General features: G+C 69.4%; 14 protein-coding genes and 2 pseudogenes. 9 read left to right on the top strand and 7 right to left on the bottom strand.

Going from position 1 to position 18367, the window contains the following annotated elements; translation table 11 throughout:
* Positions 1 to 35 precede the first annotated feature (35 nt).
* Positions 36 to 1067 carry a LacI family DNA-binding transcriptional regulator gene (locus AC07FJ_RS08125; RefSeq protein WP_479046569.1) on the bottom strand — a complete coding sequence of 344 codons (1032 nt, stop codon included), beginning with the start codon at positions 1065 to 1067 and terminating at the stop codon, positions 36 to 38.
* Entirely contained in the window at positions 1064 to 3565 is a 2502-nt protein-coding gene (locus AC07FJ_RS08130; protein ID WP_479046571.1) for a glycoside hydrolase family 2 protein, read from the bottom strand. Before AC07FJ_RS08130 ends, AC07FJ_RS08125 begins: the two co-directional genes overlap by 4 nt.
* Positions 3566 to 3845: 280 nt before the next feature.
* On the opposite strand from AC07FJ_RS08130, the gene AC07FJ_RS08135 reads away from it, so the two are divergent.
* The 3 genes from AC07FJ_RS08135 (at position 3846) to AC07FJ_RS08145 (ending at position 7199) form a co-directional block, all read left to right on the top strand.
* Entirely contained in the window at positions 3846 to 5165 is a 1320-nt protein-coding gene (locus tag AC07FJ_RS08135; protein WP_479046573.1) for an ABC transporter substrate-binding protein, read from the top strand.
* Positions 5166 to 5241: 76 nt separating this feature from the next.
* A complete protein-coding gene (locus tag AC07FJ_RS08140; RefSeq protein WP_479046575.1) occupies positions 5242 to 6303 on the top strand; it encodes a carbohydrate ABC transporter permease in 1062 nt (353 codons plus the stop codon).
* Positions 6300 to 7199, top strand: a complete 900-nt coding sequence (locus AC07FJ_RS08145; protein ID WP_479046576.1) for a carbohydrate ABC transporter permease — start codon at positions 6300 to 6302, stop codon at positions 7197 to 7199. Before AC07FJ_RS08140 ends, AC07FJ_RS08145 begins: the two co-directional genes overlap by 4 nt.
* Positions 7200 to 7260: 61 nt before the next feature.
* On the opposite strand, the gene AC07FJ_RS08150 is transcribed toward AC07FJ_RS08145, so the two are convergent.
* Positions 7261 to 8277, bottom strand: a complete 1017-nt coding sequence (locus AC07FJ_RS08150) for a LacI family DNA-binding transcriptional regulator (protein WP_479046579.1) — start codon at positions 8275 to 8277, stop codon at positions 7261 to 7263.
* A 349-nt stretch (positions 8278 to 8626) separates the two neighbouring features.
* Here AC07FJ_RS08150 and AC07FJ_RS08155 point away from each other — a divergent pair, with 349 nt between their 5' ends.
* From AC07FJ_RS08155 to AC07FJ_RS08170, 4 genes and pseudogenes are all read left to right on the top strand, one after another.
* Positions 8627 to 10003 carry a S41 family peptidase gene (locus tag AC07FJ_RS08155; protein ID WP_479046582.1) on the top strand — a complete coding sequence of 459 codons (1377 nt, stop codon included), beginning with the start codon at positions 8627 to 8629 and terminating at the stop codon, positions 10001 to 10003.
* Between the two features lie 754 nt (positions 10004 to 10757).
* Positions 10758 to 10967 carry a hypothetical protein gene (locus AC07FJ_RS08160; RefSeq protein ID WP_479046584.1) on the top strand — a complete coding sequence of 70 codons (210 nt, stop codon included), beginning with the start codon at positions 10758 to 10760 and terminating at the stop codon, positions 10965 to 10967.
* Positions 10968 to 11014: 47 nt separating this feature from the next.
* A pseudogene (locus AC07FJ_RS08165) lies at positions 11015 to 11652 on the top strand (restriction endonuclease).
* A 241-nt stretch (positions 11653 to 11893) separates the two neighbouring features.
* Positions 11894 to 12510: pseudogene (locus AC07FJ_RS08170) on the top strand (IS5 family transposase); the annotation flags it as partial.
* 17 nt (positions 12511 to 12527) lie between these two features.
* On the opposite strand, the gene AC07FJ_RS08175 reads toward AC07FJ_RS08170, so the two are convergent.
* Complete coding sequence (locus tag AC07FJ_RS08175; protein ID WP_479046586.1) at positions 12528 to 12917, bottom strand: Imm7 family immunity protein; 390 nt, start codon at positions 12915 to 12917, stop codon at positions 12528 to 12530.
* Between the two features lie 260 nt (positions 12918 to 13177).
* On the opposite strand from AC07FJ_RS08175, the gene AC07FJ_RS08180 reads away from it, so the two are divergent.
* A complete protein-coding gene (locus AC07FJ_RS08180; RefSeq protein WP_479046587.1) occupies positions 13178 to 13609 on the top strand; it encodes a hypothetical protein in 432 nt (143 codons plus the stop codon).
* A gap of 308 nt (positions 13610 to 13917) precedes the next feature.
* Positions 13918 to 14613, top strand: a complete 696-nt coding sequence (locus tag AC07FJ_RS08185) for a hypothetical protein (protein WP_479046590.1) — start codon at positions 13918 to 13920, stop codon at positions 14611 to 14613.
* Positions 14614 to 15122: 509 nt separating this feature from the next.
* On the opposite strand, the gene AC07FJ_RS08190 is transcribed toward AC07FJ_RS08185, so the two are convergent.
* From AC07FJ_RS08190 to AC07FJ_RS08200, 3 genes are all read right to left on the bottom strand, one after another.
* Positions 15123 to 15740, bottom strand: coding sequence for a hypothetical protein (locus AC07FJ_RS08190; RefSeq protein ID WP_479046592.1), 618 nt, complete (start codon positions 15738 to 15740; stop codon positions 15123 to 15125).
* A 622-nt stretch (positions 15741 to 16362) separates the two neighbouring features.
* Positions 16363 to 17154: a class I SAM-dependent methyltransferase gene (locus AC07FJ_RS08195; RefSeq protein WP_479046594.1), complete on the bottom strand. Its 792-nt coding sequence runs from the start codon at positions 17152 to 17154 to the stop codon at positions 16363 to 16365.
* Positions 17155 to 17709: 555 nt separating this feature from the next.
* Positions 17710 to 18366, bottom strand: coding sequence for an NUDIX hydrolase (locus AC07FJ_RS08200; protein ID WP_479046596.1), 657 nt, complete (start codon positions 18364 to 18366; stop codon positions 17710 to 17712).
* Between the last annotated feature and the right edge of the window lies 1 nt (position 18367).

Here is an 18367-nt window from a genome sequence, read left to right on the forward strand (position 1 = left end):
CCCGGGGAGGTACGGCCTCTTGTCAGGCGCGCGGGCTACGCACGCCGGGGCGGACCCGTGGAGCCCCGTGGTGTCAGCGACGGCGTCGGGACCTGGAGCGCCCCGCTGTGCGTGCCTTCGATGACCCCGAAAAGAGCGCGCGCGACCTCCTCGCCGAAGCGGTGGACGTCATGGCTCATGGCCGACAGCGGCGGGTGGGTGAGCCGGCACAGCTGGGAGTCGTCCCAGGCCAGCAACGACACGTCGTCCGGCACCACCAGCCCCATCTCCGATGCCACGGCGGCCCCTGCGACGGCCATGATGTCGTTGTCGTACACGATCGCCGTCGGACGGTCGCGTGCCAGCAGCAGCCCACGGGTCGCCCGGGCGCCCTCCTCGCCGGAGAAGCCGGTCGACACCTGGCGGCGGCCGTCGAGACCGAGCTCAGCCATGGTCGCCTCGAACGCCTCGGCGCGGATTCCGCTGTGCCCGAGCCCCGCCGGGCCGCCCACCCGTGCGATGCGCCGGTGACCGAGCGCCGCGAGGTACCTCACCGCGTCCGCGGCCGCCGTGGCGTCGTCCGTCCACACCGAGGGGAATCCGCCGGTCAGCGACGGATGCCCCACGGCGACCGCGGGAAGTCCCAGCGCCCGCAGGGGCGCCACCCGCGGGTCGGCCTGGTGGAAGTCGACCAGGATCGCCCCGCCGATCGTCTGGCCCCGCCACCACCCCTCGTACAGGGCGATCTCCTCGTCGAGGTCCCGCACCAGACGGAGCAGCAGCGAGCACGAGCGCTGCGTCAGGACGCTCTCGATGCCGGAGATGAACTCCATGTAGAAGGGTTCGAGACCCAGCAGCCGGGCCGGGCGGCAGATCGCCAGGCCCACGATGCCCGCCCGCTGGCCGGACAGGCTCCGCGCGGTCTGGTGCGGGGTCCAGTCCAGCTCACGGGCGACCTCGAAGATCCGCTCCCGGGTCGCCCGGGACACCCCCGGGCGGTTGTTGAACGCCATCGAGACGGCGCCCTTGGACACGCCGGCCCGCGCGGCGACGTCGTTGATGGTGACGCGCTGGGCTGGGGCGTTCACGCCGGATCCACACTGAACAGGGCCGCGCGCACCCGCTCGACGCCGTCGCCGTCGCCGACGTCCGTGCATCCGCTCACCCGGATGGTGGCCTCCTCGCCGGGGAGCAGCGTGAGCAGCCCACGGTCCGCGCTCGCCGCGGGGCCGAGCCGGTCGGCCTGGAGGAGGAGGTCTCTCACCAGGGTCCGTGCCGTCACCACGACGTCGACGGCCGCGTCCTGACCGGGGACGGCCTCCAGCCGGACCTCGTACCGGGCGGGCGGGTAGGCGAAGTCCTTGTCGGGGACGGGGAAGTAGACCGCGCGCAGCCCGTCGGCGTCGGCGACGAGGAACTCCTTGGAGGACCCCGGCGCGGGCAGCAGCTCCGCCGGCAGCGCCGGCTTGGCGACCGAGCGGGCGCCGGCCTCCACCTCGACCACCGCCTCCCGCAGGACGGTCCCGTCCGCGTCGATCCGCCGCAGGACGACCGACGTGTGCCAGGGCGCGCCCGACTGGTTGTCGACGGCGAGCAGCGGACCGTCGTCGCCGGGGACGAGGGTGAGCAGCCGGTCCGCGTACACCCGGCGCAGCTCGTGGTACAGCGGCTTCAGGCGGCCGTCACCGTCGATCGCGGACCACGAGCTGACCGGCCAGCAGTCGTTGAGCTGCCACACCACCGTGCCGGCGCACACGGGCCAGTTCGCCCGCCAGTGCTCGATGCCCGCCGCCACGGCCCGGGCTTGGACCACCTGGGCCAGATAGTGCCAGCGGTCGAAGTCGCCCTCGGGGAGCGGGAAGTGGCGTTCGATGCCCCGGTTCAGCTTGCCGTTGCCGTCCTCGGCCTTCTGGTGGTGCAGCATGCCGGGGGAGTCCGGGGCGAGTTCCTCGCCGGGCAGGGCGCGGCGCAGTGTCGCGAGGGCGGGCGGGGCCTGCCAGCCGAACTCGGCGACGAAGCGCGGCACGCTCGCCCGGTACTCGGCGTAGTCCCGGCGGTTCCACACCTCCCACGAGTGGTGGGTGCCGTGGCGGGGGTCGTTGGGATGGTGGTCCCAGGAACCGGACCAGGGGCTGCCGGCGGTGTACGGGCGGGTCGGGTCGAGTTCGGCGACGATCCGCGGCAGCACGCCGAGGTAGTACCCCTCGCCCCAGGAGTCACCCGAGAGCGGTGCCTCCCAGTCCCAGTCGCGGAAGCCCCAGAGGTTCTCGTTGTTGCCGTTCCAGAGGACCAGGCTGGGGTGCGCCATGAGGCGGACAACGTTGTCGCGCGCTTCGGCCTCCACCTCCCCGCGCAGCGGCTGCTCCTCCGGGTAGGCGGCGCAGGCGAAGAGGAAGTCCTGCCACACCATGAGCCCGAGCTCGTCGCAGACGTCGTAGAAGGCGTCGTCCTCGTAGATGCCGCCGCCCCAGACGCGGATCAGGTCGACGTTGGCCTCGGCGGCCTGGGTGAGCCGGGTCCGGTAGCGCTCGGGCGTCACGCGGGAGGGCAGTACGTCGTCCGGGATCCAGTTGACGCCGCGCGCGAAGATCCGTACGCCGTTGACGACGAAGGTGCAGCCGGTGCCGTGCGCGTCGGCCGAGCGGTCGAGCTCGACGGTGCGGAAGCCGATCCGGCGCCGCCAGACGTCCAGCGGCCCCTCCTCCTCGTCCAGCAGCGTCACGTCGAGCTCGTACAGGGGCTGGTCGCCGTAGCCGCGCGGCCACCACAGCCGCGGCTCGGGCACCGTCAGGCGCACCACGGCCTCGTCGGCGTCGAAGGAGACCTCGGCTGCGGCGAGGACCTCCGCCTCCTCGGCGGGGACGCGGGTCTCGAAGGCGCCCTCGTCCGTCGGGACGGAGGCCCGGGCGGAGGTTCGGACGGAGGTTCGGACGGAGGCGCGAGCGGTCAGCGGGCGGCCGGCGCCACGCGGGGTGCGCTCGACCCGGAGCCGGAGTTCGACGTGACCGGTCGCGCCGTCGACCGTGACGAGCGGACGGACCTGGTCCAGCCGGGCCGTCGACCAGTGCTCCAGACGCACCGGGCGCCACATGCCCGCCGTCACGACGGTCGGACCCCAGTCCCAGCCGAAGCTGCAGGCCATCTTCCGGATGTACTGGAAGGGCTCGGGGTAGACGTTCGGCCGCTCCCCGGTGAGCGCGCGGACCCGCTCCGCCTCCTCGTACGCCGAGGCGAAACGGACCTCCAGGAGGCCCGCGCGGCCCGTGACGTCGAAGCGGTGGTGGCGGTGCATGTTGCGCGTCGCGCCGAGGACGTCGTCGGCCAGGGCGATCTCCGTGGCGGTGTCCAGTCCCTCGAAGACGAGCTCGGTGCGCTCGTGGGTGCTGTCGTGCGCCAACTCGGTGACGTAGGACCACGCCTGTCGGCCGACCCACGCGACCTCGGTCTCGTTCCGCCCGATGAAGGGGTCGGGGATGACCCGCGCGGCGAGCAGATCGGTGTGGACGCAGCCGGGGACGCGGGCCGGAAGCAGCGCGTCCCCGTGGCGCAGGCTCCAGCCCTCGGTCAGCTGGGTGACGTCCTTCATGTGTGCGGCTCCAATCGCCTGTCTGCGGCCGGTGCGTATACGACCCCGACAACCTAGCCGTCCGGTCGGCCACTGTCTATGAACCGGTAAAGCTCTGCAGGCGATCACTAGCTGTCTGCGAAGACAGGTGCTCCACCAGGCGATCCGTAGCGAATCCCGGCTCCTCTGGTAACGATTGGGCATCGCGCTGGAATCAAGAGCTTTACCGGTTCACATCGTCCCTGCCATAGTGCCGACATCCCACTTTGACCTGAGCCGTAACCCTGAAGGAGTTGGGCACATGGGGAAGACGAAGGCGCTCACGGGCGCGCTTCTGACCGCCGCGACGCTGACCGTGGCGGGATGCAGTGGCGGCGCTACCGCCTCCGGCGAGACCGCGGCGGCGCCCGCCGACCCGAACGCGGTCTCCGGCGAGATCAAGGTCCTCACCCATCGCACCGACCTCGTCCAGAACGGCACGATGAAGCGGTACGCGGCGGCCTTCAACAAGACCTATCCCAAGGTCAAGGTGGAGTTCGAGGGCATCACCGACTACGAGGGGGAGGTGAAGATCCGCATGAACACCAAGGCGTACGGCGACGTGCTGATGATCCCCGCGGCGGTCGCCAAGAACGACTACCCGAAGTTCTTCGCCCCCCTCGGGAAGACCGCCGAGCTGTCGCAGAAGTACCGCTTCAGCGACAAGACCGACGTGGGGGGCAAGGTCTACGGCATCGCCCAGTTCGGCACCGCCAACGGCTTCGTCTACAACAAGGCGCTGTGGAAGAAGGCCGGGATCGCCGAGTGGCCGAAGACGCCGCAGGAGTTCACCGCAGCCCTGAAGGCGATCGAGGAGAAGACGGACGCCGTCCCGTACTACACGAACTTCAAGGACGGATGGCCGCTCGTCCAGTGGACGTCGAACGTGGGGTCGGTGACCTGCGACGCGAAGGCGACCGACAAGCTGGCCGGCCCGGTCTCCCCCTGGAGGGCCGGAGGTGAGCTCCACACGATCGACACGCTGGTCCACGACATCGTGCGACAGGGGCTCGCCGAGAAGGACCCCACCACCACGAACTGGGAGACCTCCAAGGCGCTGCTCGCCGAGGGCAGGATCGGCACGATGATGCTGGGGTCCTGGGCGATCACCCAGATGCAGGGGGCGGCGAAGGAGGCCGGCGGCTCCCCGGCGGACATCGGCTTCATGCCCTTCCCCGTCCAGAAGGACGGCGCGTTCTGCGCCACCCTGGTCTCCGACTACCAGCAGGCCGTCAGCGCCTACTCGAAGAGCAAGTCCGCGGCGCGCGCCTGGATCGACTGGTTCACCGAGAAGTCGGGCTACTCGGAGCAGGAGGGCGCGGTGCCCGCGGTGAAGTCGGCTCCCATGCCGGCCACCCTCAAGGACTATGTTGACAACGATGTCACCTTCGTGGAGCGCTCCGAGGCCGAGACGGCCGCGGTCAACGACATCGACAACGCCGCCGAGATCGGCCTGAACAAGCCGGACTACCGGCAGAAGCTCATCGACACCGCGCGCGGAACAGAGGAGGGCGGCCTCCAGGGCTTCTTCGCCGATCTGAACAAGCGGTGGGACGAGGCGGCGAAGACCGCCGGTTCCTGACACCGGCGGAGCGGGCCCCGGCCGTATGGGAGGCCGGGGCCCCGACCTCCCGCAGCCGCGGACACGAAAGGCCGACATGACCGAGACACCCCCCTCCTCATCCCGGACGACGTCCGTGAAGAGGCCGCGCCCGACGCGACACGACCACCCACCAGGTCCCGGCGACCCCACGGCGGGACGCGCGCCCGTTCACGCAGCCGGGCCCGCGACGGACGTCGCGCCCGTGAAGCGCCGCGACGGCGGCAGAAGCGCCTCGGGGCGCTCCTGGCGCCGCTCCCCGCTCCGGCGGGCCACCCCGTGGCTCTTCCTGGCGGCGCCGCTGGCGCTGTTGATCATGTTCACCTACGTCCCGGTGGCGAGCATGATCTCGTACAGCTTCACCGACTGGGACGGGGTGAGCCCCGACCGGAACTTCACGGGCACCGACAACTACGTCCGGATATTCACCCGCCCCGAACTCTTCCGGGTCTTCTTCGTCAGCGGCTACTACCTGGCCGCCTCCGCCTTCCAGATCGTCGTCGCGCTCTACTTCGCCACCGTTCTGAGCTTCAACCTCCGGTTCCGCACCTTCTTCAAGGGGATCCTCTTCTTCCCCTACCTCATCAACGGTGTCGCGATCGGCTTCGTCTTCCTCTACTTCTTCCAGGACGGCGGGACCCTCGACTCCGTACTGTCCTGGCTCGGCGTGACGACCGACCACCCCTGGCTCGGCGACCCCACCTCCGCCAACGTCTCCCTCGCAGGGGTCTCCGTCTGGCGCTTCACCGGACTCAACTTCGTCCTCTTCCTCGGCGCCATCCAGTCCATCCCGGCCGAGCTGTACGAGGCGGCCCAACTGGACGGTGCCGGCAAGTGGCAGCAGTTCCGCCACATCATCGCCCCGAGCATCAAGCCCGTACTCAGCCTCAGCATCATCCTGGCGATCTCCGGCTCCCTGTCCGTGTTCGAGATCCCCTACATCATGACCGGCGGCGCGACCGGCACCTCGACCTTCGTCATCCAGACGGTCAAGCTCGCCTTCCAGTTCAACAAGACCGGTCTGGCCTCGGCCGCAGCCGTGGTGCTGCTCGCGATCATCCTGCTGATCACCTGGATCCAGCGCCGGCTCGTGCCCGACGACAAGGTGGACCTCGTATGACCCCCCACGTCACGACCCCCCACGTCACGACTCCCCACGTCAGCTCCGCCCCGGCTCCGGCGAGTCGGCGCCGCCGCCTCCCCGTCGGGACCGCGCTGACCTATCTGTCGTTGGTCGCCGCGGCGGTGGTCGTCCTGCTGCCCCTGACCGTCGTCTTCCTCACCTCCCTCAAGACCTCCAGGGAGGTGACCGAGGGGGGAGCGCTCTCGCTGCCGGGCGACTGGCTGAACGTCGACAACTACGTCACGGCGTTCACCGACGGCAACATGCTCGCGGCCTTCGGCAACACCGCCTTCATCCTGTTCTTCTCCATCGGCGGCACCGTGGTCATCGGCTCGATGACGGCCTACGCGGTCGACCGCTTCGAGTTCCGGGCGAAGAAGGCGGTCATGGCGCTCTTCCTCGTCGCCACCCTCGTACCGGGGGTGACCACACAGGTCGCGACCTTCCAGGTCATCAACGGCTTCGGCCTGGTGGACACCCGCTGGGCCCCGATCCTGCTCTACATGGGCACGGATATCGTCTCCGTGTACATCTTCCTGCAGTTCATCCGCTCCATCCCCACCTCGCTGGACGAGGCGGCCCGTCTCGACGGCGCCAACACCTTCACGATCTACCGGAAGATCATCCTTCCGCTCCTCAAGCCCGCGATCGCCACCGTCGTCATCATCAAGGGGATCACCACGTACAACGACTTCTACGTCCCCTTCCTCTACCTGCACTCGGAGGACCTGGGGACCATCTCCACCGCGCTGTTCCGCTTCAAGGGGCCTTTCGGAGCGCACTGGGAGGCCATTTCCGCCGGCGCGATCCTCGTCATCCTGCCGACGCTCGTCGTGTTCCTGTCGCTCCAGCGCTGGATCTACAACGGCTTCGCCCAGGGGGCCACGAAGTAGCGCCCTGGGCGGTCCGCCGCTCGGACGGGCGGTCGGGGCGGGGGTCCAGACGGGGCGGGGATCAGGCCGGCGGAGCGGAGGTGCTGCCACGCGGCACGAAGCGCGCGTACTCCTCCTCCACGTCCGCGACCTCCTCACCCGCGATGACCGAGAGCAACGCGCGGGCCGCGCCCGCACCGTACGCGGGGATGTCGCGGGCCAGGGCGGACAGGGGAGGGCGGACCACCCGGGTGAGGGGAGACTCGTCCCAGGCCACGAGGGACAGGTCGGCGGGAATGCCGAGGCCGAGCTCCTGGGCCACGGACAGCGCCGCCACGGCCATGATGTCGTTGTCGAAGATCATGGCGGTGGGGCGTTCCGGTGCGATGAGCAGGCGGCGGGTGGCGCGGGCCCCCTCGTCTCCGGTGTAGTCGGTGTGGACGATCTCCGGTTCGGACAGTCCGGCCTCCGCGCATGCCGTACGGAGGGCGGCGTCCCGCACGGCGGTGTGGGCCAGGCCCGCGGGTCCGGCCACCCTCACGATGCGCCGGTGGCCGAGCGCCGCCAGGTACAGCACGGTCTCGCGCACGCTCGCCGCGTCGTCCGACCACACGGCGGTCAGGGTCCCGGAGGTGTGCGGCGGACCGATGGCGACACCGGGCAGGCCGAGGGCCTCGATCGCGGGTACGCGCGGGTCCTCGGTCCGCAGGTCGACCAGGAACACGCCGTCCACCCGGCGCTCTCCCCACCAGCGCCGGTAGACCTCCAGCTCGCGTTCGTCGCTGTCGGCCATCTGCAGCATCAGCGCGTACGAGCGCTCCGAGAGGACGCTCTCGATCCCGCTGATGAACTCCATGAAGAAGGGTTCGGTGCCCAGCGTGGACGCCGGTCGCCGTACGACGAGTCCGACGGCCTGGGCGCGGGCCCCGCTGAGAGCACGCGCGGCGCTGTTGGGGCGCCAGCCGAGCTCCTCCGCGATCGCCTTGATCGAGGCCCGGGTCGCGTCGGAGACCCCGGGCTGGTCGTTGAGCGCGTAGGAGACGGCCACCTTGGACACCCCGGCACGGCGTGCGATGTCCGCTATCGTCGGCCGCTTCACACGTCACTCCCGCCCTGAACAGGTCCTCACGTCCTGGTGACCTTACCTCTCCCGGCGGCGCCGAGATCCTCATGCTGCTCTCGCCGAGGCACGGTCCCATCCGCGACGAGAATCATGGGCCGGCCGGACGTCGCGGACCCACCGGATGCCACGCCCTCGGGCGGGCCCGCCCTTCCGTGCCGACCGACCACCTGTCTGCACTGCCCCAAGCGATGGCCCCCCGAGTACCGCCGGTAATGGGGGGGCTGGCCCCACCCAAGATCAACCGGACAGCCGGATGGCGGGGAGAACGCCGTGTCGGCGATCGTGGGGCTGTACCGAGCAAGTCGCCTACAGAGAAGGCAAGATCGTGCGCATTGTCACGGCCACCGCCGTCGCATTGGCCCTCGTCGGCGGAGCCGCGCCGGCAGCCACCGCCCAACAGCCGACCACCGACGGAATCTGGCGCATGGACGGCTACGGCACAGTGCTGTCCATCCGGAACGGAACTTTCCAGGAGTACCAGACCACAGCCGTCAGCTGCCTCATGGGCGATTCCGCGCAGCGGACCGGCCCCGGCACCTACACCAAGCCTGACGGCACTGTCCTCACGGTGCGCACCCAAGGAGGCCGCGACCGTGGGTCCATGCGGGTGGACGGCTCCGTCGGCGACCGGAACCTGCGCCGGATCCAGGAGTTGCCCGACGCCTGCACGCGTCCGGCCCCCGAGGGGCCGCTCGCCGCCTTCGACGTCTTCTGGCAGTCCTTCGAGGAGAACTACCCCTTCTTTGCCGCCAAGGGCATCGACTGGCACGCCGTACGCGACCGGTACCGGCTCAAGGTGCACGCGAAGACGACCAAGGACGAGCTCTTCGCCGTCTTCAGCGAGATGGTGAAGCCGTTGTACGACTCCCATGTCGCCGTTCAGGACGGTGACCGCATCTTCGCGCAGGTTCGGCCCGGCACCGTCCTGCCGACCGGGGAGGTGGACACCAAGGTCAAGAAGTTCATCGTGGAACGCGACCTCAAGGACGCCCGGAACCTCCAGGACTTCGCCAACGGGCGGATCACCTACGCCGACCTACCGGGCGGGCAGGGCTATGTGCGGATCTCCGGCTTCGGCGGATACGTGAGCGGTGGCGCCCCCTACGCCGCCCAGCTGGCAGAGCTCGACAGGGCGCTGGATACGGTCCTCAGCCAGGAGCGCACCCAGCGCCTGAAGGGGCTGATCATCGACCTGCGGATCAATGGCGGCGGCTCCGACGCCCTGGGAATCCATTTCGCCGAGCGCCTCACCGACATCCCCTACGTCGCCTACTCCAAGCGGGCCCGCAACGACCCCGCCGACCCCACCCGGCACACTCGCCCCCAGCCCGCGTATGTCACACCGGCCCAAGGCCCCCGTTACACCGGGCCGATAGCGTTGCTGACCGGCGGCTCGACCGTCAGCGCGGGGGAGTCCTTCACCCAGGCCCTCATGGACCGGCCCGGCAAGACGGTCCGGATCGGCCAGCCCACACAGGGGGTCTTCTCGGACGTCATGCTGCGCAAGCTCCCCAACGGCATGTCGGCCTGGCTGCCGAACGAGGAGTTCCTGACCCGGTCGGGCAGGACCTTCGACGGCAGGGGCATTCCACCGCACCTCACAGAGCCGGTCTTCACGAAGGAGGAGTTCGACGAGAAGAGGGACTCGGCTTTCGACAGGGCTCTGAACGTCCTGCGGAACTACGGCGGCACCAGGAGCTGACCCAAGAGCAGCGCGGCGGGGGCAACCCGTTGACCACGCGCGGAGCCCGACGGCGATGCGGCTGGCCGTGCAACCTGGGTCGAGGAGGATGTCGCGCGGGGTGGCAACGTTCGGCGGCTTCGACCGGCACGCCTGCGCCCAGCGCTGTCGGGAGCCCGCGCTGCGCCGGGTCCGCGCCGAGCGCGCCTCCCGGCAGGCCAAGGGCGGAGGCCGCGGTTTCGCAGCAGCCTGCTGCGCTGCGTACGACGGCGTAATCGGCGTAATCGTGGGAAGGGAGGCTCTGTCGCTGACGGGACCTCCCGGTCGGCCGCCGCGCCGCTGCTGTCGGCGGTACGGTCGGTCTCGGCAAGCCAGAGCGCGTGCCCGAGTAATACATACCGACGAGGCCGTCTGCGGTGAAGGCACGTCAGTCGGAGACCAGCATGATGAAGCGGTCTGGAAGACCCGCAACCCCGAGATCGACCGACTGATAGCGGTCAGGATCCTCAGCGCTGATGGCAGTGCGGACAACGACCGGCAGGCGGCAAGTGGCCCGCTCATTTCCCTGCGCTTCCCTCTCACCAAGCCGGGACCCGTACGCACCGTGCATGTCGACGACTGACCCGCCGCGCGATATCCGGCCAGGTCCGATGCCTTTGTGCCATTCGTCGGCAACCCGCCTCCAACATCAACGACACCCGGCTACACAAGGACGCTGGGGTGGCGCGCTGCCGCCCTGTCTCTGATGGCAGATCGTTGGGGGAGGTCTGGACGGTTGCTGACCATCAACGTGGCGGTGCTGCTCGCAGTCATCGTCTTCTTCCGGCTACGGCGCCGTACGCAAGCCCGCAGCCGAGTCGAGGAAAGGAACACTGCAATCCTCGTCCTGGCGCTGGGTGTCCTGCTGGCGCCCACCCCGGTCGGCCAGGGGATCATGAACCTCCTGGGACAGCTCGCAAGCGGCGTCACACAGGCCAGCCGGTGAACTCCCGCGCGCGCAAGGGCCGGAGGCCGGTCGGCAGGCGTCCGCCGGTGCGGCGTCGCACCCGCAGGACCAGCAAGCAGCGGCATGCAGAGGACCGGCTCATCGGCATCCTCGTGGCCACAGCCCTGGCCGTCGGCCTGGTGGTGGCCGTCGTCAACTGGCTGCTGACCCACTGGTGGGTCCTGATCGTCATCGGCACGCTCGCGCTGCTGGCCGGTGGCGCCTGGCTCCACCACAAACAGCAGCAGGCGCGGTGGGAAGCGGTCCGTGCGCAGGGTCTGCGGTACGCGACGCGGTACGTGACCTGATGCGCCGCGACGGCTGCCAGGACGCGGCCCGTGTCGGGGGCGGCGGCGACCTGGGCGCCGACGTGAAAGCCACCGACCCCTACGGACGGCGCTGGGTGATGCAGTGCAAACACCGCCGCAACGGCCTCGCCGGCTCAGCGGTGGGCACCCCTGACCTCCAGGTGCTCAACGGCACCGCCCGCCAGGTCCACGGCGCGGACGTCGCGGTCATCGTCACGAACGGCCGGGTCACCAAGCCGGCCGTGGCCTTCGCCAAGCAACAGCACCTCTACGTGGTCGACCGCCACACGCTCGCAACGTGGGCATCCGGCTCACGCCCGCTCTGGGAGCTGCTCCGCGCCGTCCCGCCGCCCCGCAGGCCGACTGCCTTCTCCTGAAGCTGCCCGAACCTCACGACCCCACCAGCCGGAGGAGCACCCGTAGGGCGGCGGTCACCGCGCCGACCGTGCACCTGAGGAAGGCATGGCCTTGCCGGGGGCTGGTTTGGAAGTTACCGAGGCCCCGCTGGTGGTGGCCGAGTTCGTCGGCGTGGCACCGGCCCGGTTGAGAAGCTTGGCCCCTGCGGCGGTCGACCTCGACGCTTTGGCCCGGCCGGCTACCGCGAGCGCCGTGCGGCCCGTCTATTCACGGCATCGGCGCTGGTCGGCGGGTGGCATGCGGGACCGGATCCTGGGTGCCTCCCGTGCTGAGGCCGGCCTCGCGGGCCGTATCGTCTGGAGCCTGGTGAGCGTCGACTCGACGTTCTGCCGTGCGCATCAGCACACGGCCGGGGCCCGTAAGAAGCCAGCCTCCCGAAAAAGATCGACGCCCCGGCACCACCGCCCTGACGAAGGGCTCGGGCGGTCGTAGGGCGGGCTGGCCTGCAAACTCCATCTCGCCGGTGAAGGCGGATGCCGACCGCTGGCGTTCCTGGTCACGCTGGGCCAGGGGTGACGCACCGCAGATGGGTCGAGGTTCCCGAACGCGTCCGCGTTCCCCGCCCGCAGGGCGGACGGCCACGCACCCGACCGGACCATCTCGGTGGCGACAAGGCATACAGCTCACGTCGCAACCGCCGCTACCTGCTAAGACCCGCCGGTTTCGGCAGCGCGATCTACAAACGCCGCAACGAGGTCGAGCGAACGATCAACCGACTCAAGAACTCCCGGACCACCGCAACCCGCTTCGACAAGAGGGCTTCCGTCTTTCACAGCATCATCACGGTCGCGGCGATTCGCCTATGGCCCCGGCCGTGATCCGCAGACGGACCGAATCAGTGAAGGGGGTCTTCGAGCGTCGGGACGCACGGGGACAGCAGCGTCTCCGTGTGCTCGGTGACCGTGCCCCGAGCGAGTCTCACCACACGTACCTCGTTCTCATGGGTTGGGTCCTCGTCGTCGCGAATGTGCAGCAGGCCGTAGGAGCCGGGAGCAACCTTCGCGACATGCTCGAACAGACCGACGACATCAGACGAGCGGTGATTGGAATGCCCCCCCAGGTGGATGAACGGCTCGCCGTTCATCCACCTGAGATCAAGGAGATAGGGACTAGCAATCCGGGCGATGCGAAGCCGAAGCTCATCCACGACCTTCCGCAGCCGGACGTCATCGTCGTCATCAACTGCGGTCTCCCTGACGGTGATCCAGCCGTGGTATTCGAACACGCCGCGATTCTAGTGAGGTCAGCTGCGCCTCAGCAGCCCCGTCCACGGCATGATCCGCCGGGCAGTGTCTGGCTCGCGGTCCGCTTCAGGCGACCGTCCTCATCGCTGCAATCAGCGAGTGACTGTGACCACCGTCCCGAGGAATGGTCGGGTACTCGGTCACTGCGAACGGGGTGCGGCTGAGCGTGGGGCAGGCATCGCCACGGCTCCAGGGCCCAACTCGATTGCCCTCGGTACCCGGCACGGTGTGACATGTGGGCATGAGCAGAATGGCGCAGATCATCGTGTTGGCGCGGTACGAGGACGAGGTGATGGAGCCGCTGACGCGCCCGGACGAGGCCCGCTCCTGGCGCGGCTGCTTCGTGCGGATCCCCTGGTTCGTAGGAGGCTGGCACATCGAGTTCGAGCGGTGGAACCAGCGCCGCGGCGTGCTCGAGGACCTGGAGTCCCTGCCGTGGAACGAGCCCGCCTGCGTGCAGGTCATGCTGCACGACGAGGACGACGACCTGTTCGGTCTGTGGATGTTCCGCGGCGGAGCTCTCGTCGAGGTAGGTATCCCCGGCACCCAGCGGGTGCACATCGCTGCCCCGCAGTGGGACGCGGACCCCGGTTTTCTGGTCCGGACCGGCCTGGGCAGGGGAGAGGACCGGCACTCGCCAGAGCACGTACAAGACCCGCGGTCGTGCTGGTGACCGGGGCCGGACAGGTGCTGAAGTCGCCGTCGCCGCTCTTGCTTGCGGCTCGACCGGTTTCCTCTGGATCCGCACGTGACCGGCGGACAGTCCTCGTTGATCCGGAGGCTCCAGCCGGCGGTTGAGACGGTGCTCTCACCCGGATGCGCGGCGAAGCCGGGGTCGCCGGTGCAGCGGGCGCCTTGCAGGACTTAGGTGATGTTGACCGCCTTCTGCCGTGGCCAGGCTCTACACCGACTGGGTCAACCCGCTTCGACCAACGCGCGCGGGCCGGCGGCCGGGGAATGAGGATCGGGAAGGCTGTCGGCATGGACGACTCCCCCTCCCGCGTCTTGCTGACCCTGCGGCGCTTCATCGGCGTGCCGCTGCCCGGCACCGACTACTACCTCCACGCCGCCTATCCGGCAGGCGAGGCGTCCTACCGGGTTCGTCTGGTGAGCGTCTCGTCGGGCAGCCTGGTCGTCGTGTTGCCCAGGGCCTGGCCCGATGGCGGACAGATCGGGACATGGTGGTACGCGGGAGCGCTGCGCGCGACCGCGCGGCTTGTTCACCGCGGTGGCCTGGCCGGCATCCCGTACGGGCACGAGCACAAGCACGCCGTCGTCGACGTGGAGGAACTCGTCGTACGGGGAGAGGTCTCTCAGAACTTCGAGGTCACCGCGTCGGATGCCCTCGACTACGTGGTCGGCGACCTCGTCGGCGATCCGCTGTGGCACGGCGCCGCCGCCTCCGTGGACTCCCACCTCTATCGGCTGATCGGCTTCGATCTGCGCACCCCCGACGTCGTACGCGTCTATCTGGCACGCGACGACCGCGTCCTCGGAGTCGATCTCGCCGTACGGGACGACGAGAGCGGCCAGCCGCGCTTGGTGGGCTGGTGGGCCTCGGCCAAGGTCATCGCCATCCTCAACCCGGACGCCCCCGAGACGCTCGCCGCACACCGTGTCCTCGGGATGAGCGACGAGGTCTGCGACGAGATCTACGACCTGACCCGGTGGGCCTGACCAAACACCGGCCCCTGCCGTGGCATGCCGCTCAGGGCTGCGTACGGTCTGCTCGCCGTCGATCCCTCGTGCGGACGTGGTGGCCCGGGGCGCGGTCGGCCATTATCGGACGACGCCGGCGTCGTAGCGTAGTCGGCGGTCCTCGCTGTCGCGGCCAGCCCTTTCGCAGCTCTTCGTGAGCACCTCCACCTACCTGCTGCCGCTGCGCTGTCCCGGCGCGGCCCCCTACGGACCCTCTAGGAGACGTGTGCGCGCCTGTTCCAGGGCATGCTGTCGGCGAACGAAGCCGGACGGCATCAGCGCACCTTCATGGTCGGCCAGTCCGCCGTCGACTACCGCGCCCCGCTGACGTACCACGGGGAACCAGCCGACGTGGAGGTCTGGATCATCAACTGCCGTGGGCTCGGCCAGAACGCGGATACGCCATCCGGGGCGGTCCAACGTGGTTCCGTTCACGTGAAGTGGCTCTGGCACAGCTACTGCGGGTGCGGCCGCGCTGAGTGAGCGGATCAGCTCGCGGTTGACCGACCCCGATGGCGAGAACGAACCTCGGTTGAGTCTCCGGCCTCGGCTGCAGACCTCTTGCTAAGGAATTGTTTCGCTGCCTCGACCGCTTCCCCGTTGAGTTCTTCGACGGACACTCCCCAGCTCTCCTCCCAGACGTCTAGGTTGTGCGCGCACTGCACAAGTGGTTCCAGCTCTTCGGGATAGCCGAGGTCGTAGGCGATGTCTGCCCGGATGAGGTGAGTACCGGCGGCGGGATCCAGCGATCCGTCGGCGATCTGGCCGGCGATCCAGTAAGCCAGCGCCCACTTTGCGGCCCGGGGGTCCGCGGGTGGGTGGAAGAGCAGTCCCAGTTCCTCCAGTACGTGGTCGAAGAGCTCCGGCGCTTCGGGCTCTTCACTCCGGAGGAGTCCAGCCAGCATGGCCAGAGACGGGCTCTCGACCCCCGCCATCAGCGCGTCCAGGCCTGCCTGGATGAGCCTGTCCGACCCGACATGCCTGCCGAATGCCCTTTCGCGCGCGAGGTGTCTGAGGTGATCGAGGGCGTCGTCGCTGGTCATCAAAGTCTTCTCCGTCGGCATCTGGAAGGGGAAGGCTTGCACATCCGCCGACGCCGCTGCCATCGCGTTGCTCCCGTCGTCGGTGGCAGGACCTAAGGACGCGCTTCCGCAGGAGGGCGAAGCCTGCCCGTCCGGCCTTCTGGCGCTTGGGCATCTTGATCCGGTTGACGTGCCTTCCACGACGCCTGAGCTCCAGGGCAGAGCCAGGCCGGCGATGACGGAGTCCGGGTGGCGTGCGATGCCTGTAGCAGTGGGCGGGGCACTGTGGGGGATGGCGGCCTCTGCGGTGGCCGTCCCCTCCCACAGGGGGGCCGCCGCGCTTGCCCTCTGGCACGGAGGGGAGGCGGAGCCACCAGCGGCCGGCCGTCTCGCCGATGAAGGGGCGCGGGGCTCGGACTTGCTTCCCGCAGGTGTTCGGCCAGGGCTGGCGTGAGGCGACGCGCGGGACGTGGAGGCGTTCAGGGACTTGGAGGCGTAGCCCCCGTGCCGTACAACTGACGTCGCGGTGGAGCGAATGGAGATGTCCTCGAGCAGTCCGGGGATGACTGGACCCGTCTGGACGAGGGCAACGAGCACGTCAACGGGCCAGCCACAGCCGAGGACCGACGCCCATCTGCACGCGCCGTAGCCTTCCTCGGCCGCCCCGTTCGCGCGCAGGCAGTCAGGCGGCTCCCTGATGCTTGGGTCAGCCTGGCTTGACCGCCAGCGTCGCAAAATAGGTCGACATGTATGGGGCGGATGCGTTGGATTGGTGAGGTGCTTCTGCGAAGCCGGTGAGGACGAACCCCGCGGCGAGTTGCCCGCCGATCTGGTCGGTGAGGGTGTGGCTATATTCAAGAGGGGCGTCCGCGCCGAACTTCGTGGCGCGTTCCTCGGCGGAGTACTGCGTGACATCGCTGTAGGGCAGCTTGTGCACGACGACCAGCTCGCCGCGCTCGTCGAGGGCCTCGTGGTCGAACAAGTACGCATCAGGGTTGAGGAAGCCCACGAGCAGAGTTCCGCCCGGTCGCAGGACGCGGAAGCACTCACGCCACACCGGTGCCAAGTCGGGTACAAACAGGTTCGAGACCGGGTGGAACACAACATCGAATGCTGCGTCGCCCAAGGCGCTGAGGTCGCGCATGTCACCCAGAACGGTACGTAGCTCAAGTCCGTCGCGCGCCGCCACCATCTGGTCCTGGCCGAGCTGGCGGGGCGAGTTGTCGAACACGGTGACCCGCGCCCCTGCGGCGGCGAGGATCGGACCCTGCTGGCCGCCGCCGGAGGCCAGGCACAACACGTCCTTGCCGGTCAGGTCCGTCGGCAGCCAGGAGCGGTCGACTGGCTCACGCCCGGTGAGAACAATCGACCAGTCGCCCATGCGGGCGCGCTCGACATCCTCAGCACTCACCGGCCTCGACCACTCGTTGCCCTCCTCGACATACCTGTCCCAGGCTGCCCGATTATGGGCACCGGGGTCGACGATAGGGTCCTGCACGTTCAACTCCCTGCTACAGCCAAGCGGACACCAGCGGTACCGACGGTTCGGCGCCGCTAGCCAACACGATCGCAGGTGCGGGCTCAACGAAATGTGTGGGCGTCGAGGTGCCCACGGGCCTGCCGGCGGTTGGGCAGCGGGTGCGTAGGCGCTGGTTGACGGGGTTGCGGAAGCCGTAGGCGTATCGCGGGCGACGGTCTTGATGACCCGGTTGGTGCCTGCGGAGCGAGTGCACAAGGCCCTCGTCTGCGGCTACACGATGCCGAACACCGTGCAGTCCCGGCGACGCTCTCGACTCGCTGTAGAAGTCGGGGCCGACTTGGTCGCCTCAGCTTTTCGCAGGAGCACCGAAGGGACCCCGAGATCCTCGCCGACGCTGCTCGTGCTGGACCGCTACCTCTTCGCACCGTCGCAGACGAGCCCGCCTCTACTCCTGTGCCCCGTACGTATCGCGGGCGCCGAGTGGGTCGATCTGGACCGACAACACTGATTCCAGCCACGAAGCGCTGCGACTTCGCGGTGGTGGAAGCGGTCGTTCTGGTGGAGCTTGACGCATCAGGTGCCGCCCTTGGTGCCGCGGGCCCGCCATACGGGGCTCTCCTTCCATGCCCAGGAGGCGTCTGTCCACGGGGTGATCCGGCCCACCGCCTGTTCGGCGAAGGCGCGCACCGCGTCCTCCGGTACGGCACCTCGGCCGCCGGCACCGGCGACCAGGGCCAGCCGGTCTGCGGACGGGGCGTAGGCGATCGGGTCGCCGGGTTCCTGGAAGTGCAGCGCGACCGTCGCGCCGGCCCGGTAGGCGTCGAGTCCGGCTCGGCAGTAGGCGACCATCGGCTCGGGTGGCTCGTCGAGCGGGAACCACTCCACCGCGTCGCACTTGTCCGGCTCCTTGACCCGCGGGGTGCCGTTCCAGCGGCGGACCTCGAAGAAGAACCCGACCCTCGCCTGCCCGCCCGGCGGCCGGTGGTGAACGGTGACGGCCGCCCGCACATCCGCAGGATCCACGACGAGACCGGTCTCCTCCCGCGTCTCGCGTACGACGGCGTCGACGACGGTCTCGCGCTCCACATGGCCCGACGGCGCGTGCCATAGACCGCTCGCGTACACCTCACCCGCCCGCCGGGACAGCAGCACTTCCGGGCCCTGTCCTCCGTCACGGACGGCGAGCAGGTGCACGTCCACCGGCACGGTGTACCGCCCGCCGGTGCTCACG

Source organism: Streptomyces sp. NPDC045998 (genome assembly GCF_056430285.1).

Coding starts and splice junctions, on each gene's coding strand:
- AC07FJ_RS08130 (WP_479046571.1), bottom strand. CDS start 3,565: ATGAAGGACGTCACCCAGCTGACCGAGGGCTGGAGCCTGCGCCACGGG.
- AC07FJ_RS08135 (WP_479046573.1), top strand. CDS start 3,846: ATGGGGAAGACGAAGGCGCTCACGGGCGCGCTTCTGACCGCCGCGACG.
- AC07FJ_RS08140 (WP_479046575.1), top strand. CDS start 5,242: ATGACCGAGACACCCCCCTCCTCATCCCGGACGACGTCCGTGAAGAGG.
- AC07FJ_RS08145 (WP_479046576.1), top strand. CDS start 6,300: ATGACCCCCCACGTCACGACCCCCCACGTCACGACTCCCCACGTCAGC.
- AC07FJ_RS08180 (WP_479046587.1), top strand. CDS start 13,178: ATGAGCAGAATGGCGCAGATCATCGTGTTGGCGCGGTACGAGGACGAG.
- AC07FJ_RS08185 (WP_479046590.1), top strand. CDS start 13,918: ATGGACGACTCCCCCTCCCGCGTCTTGCTGACCCTGCGGCGCTTCATC.
- AC07FJ_RS08190 (WP_479046592.1), bottom strand. CDS start 15,740: ATGGCAGCGGCGTCGGCGGATGTGCAAGCCTTCCCCTTCCAGATGCCG.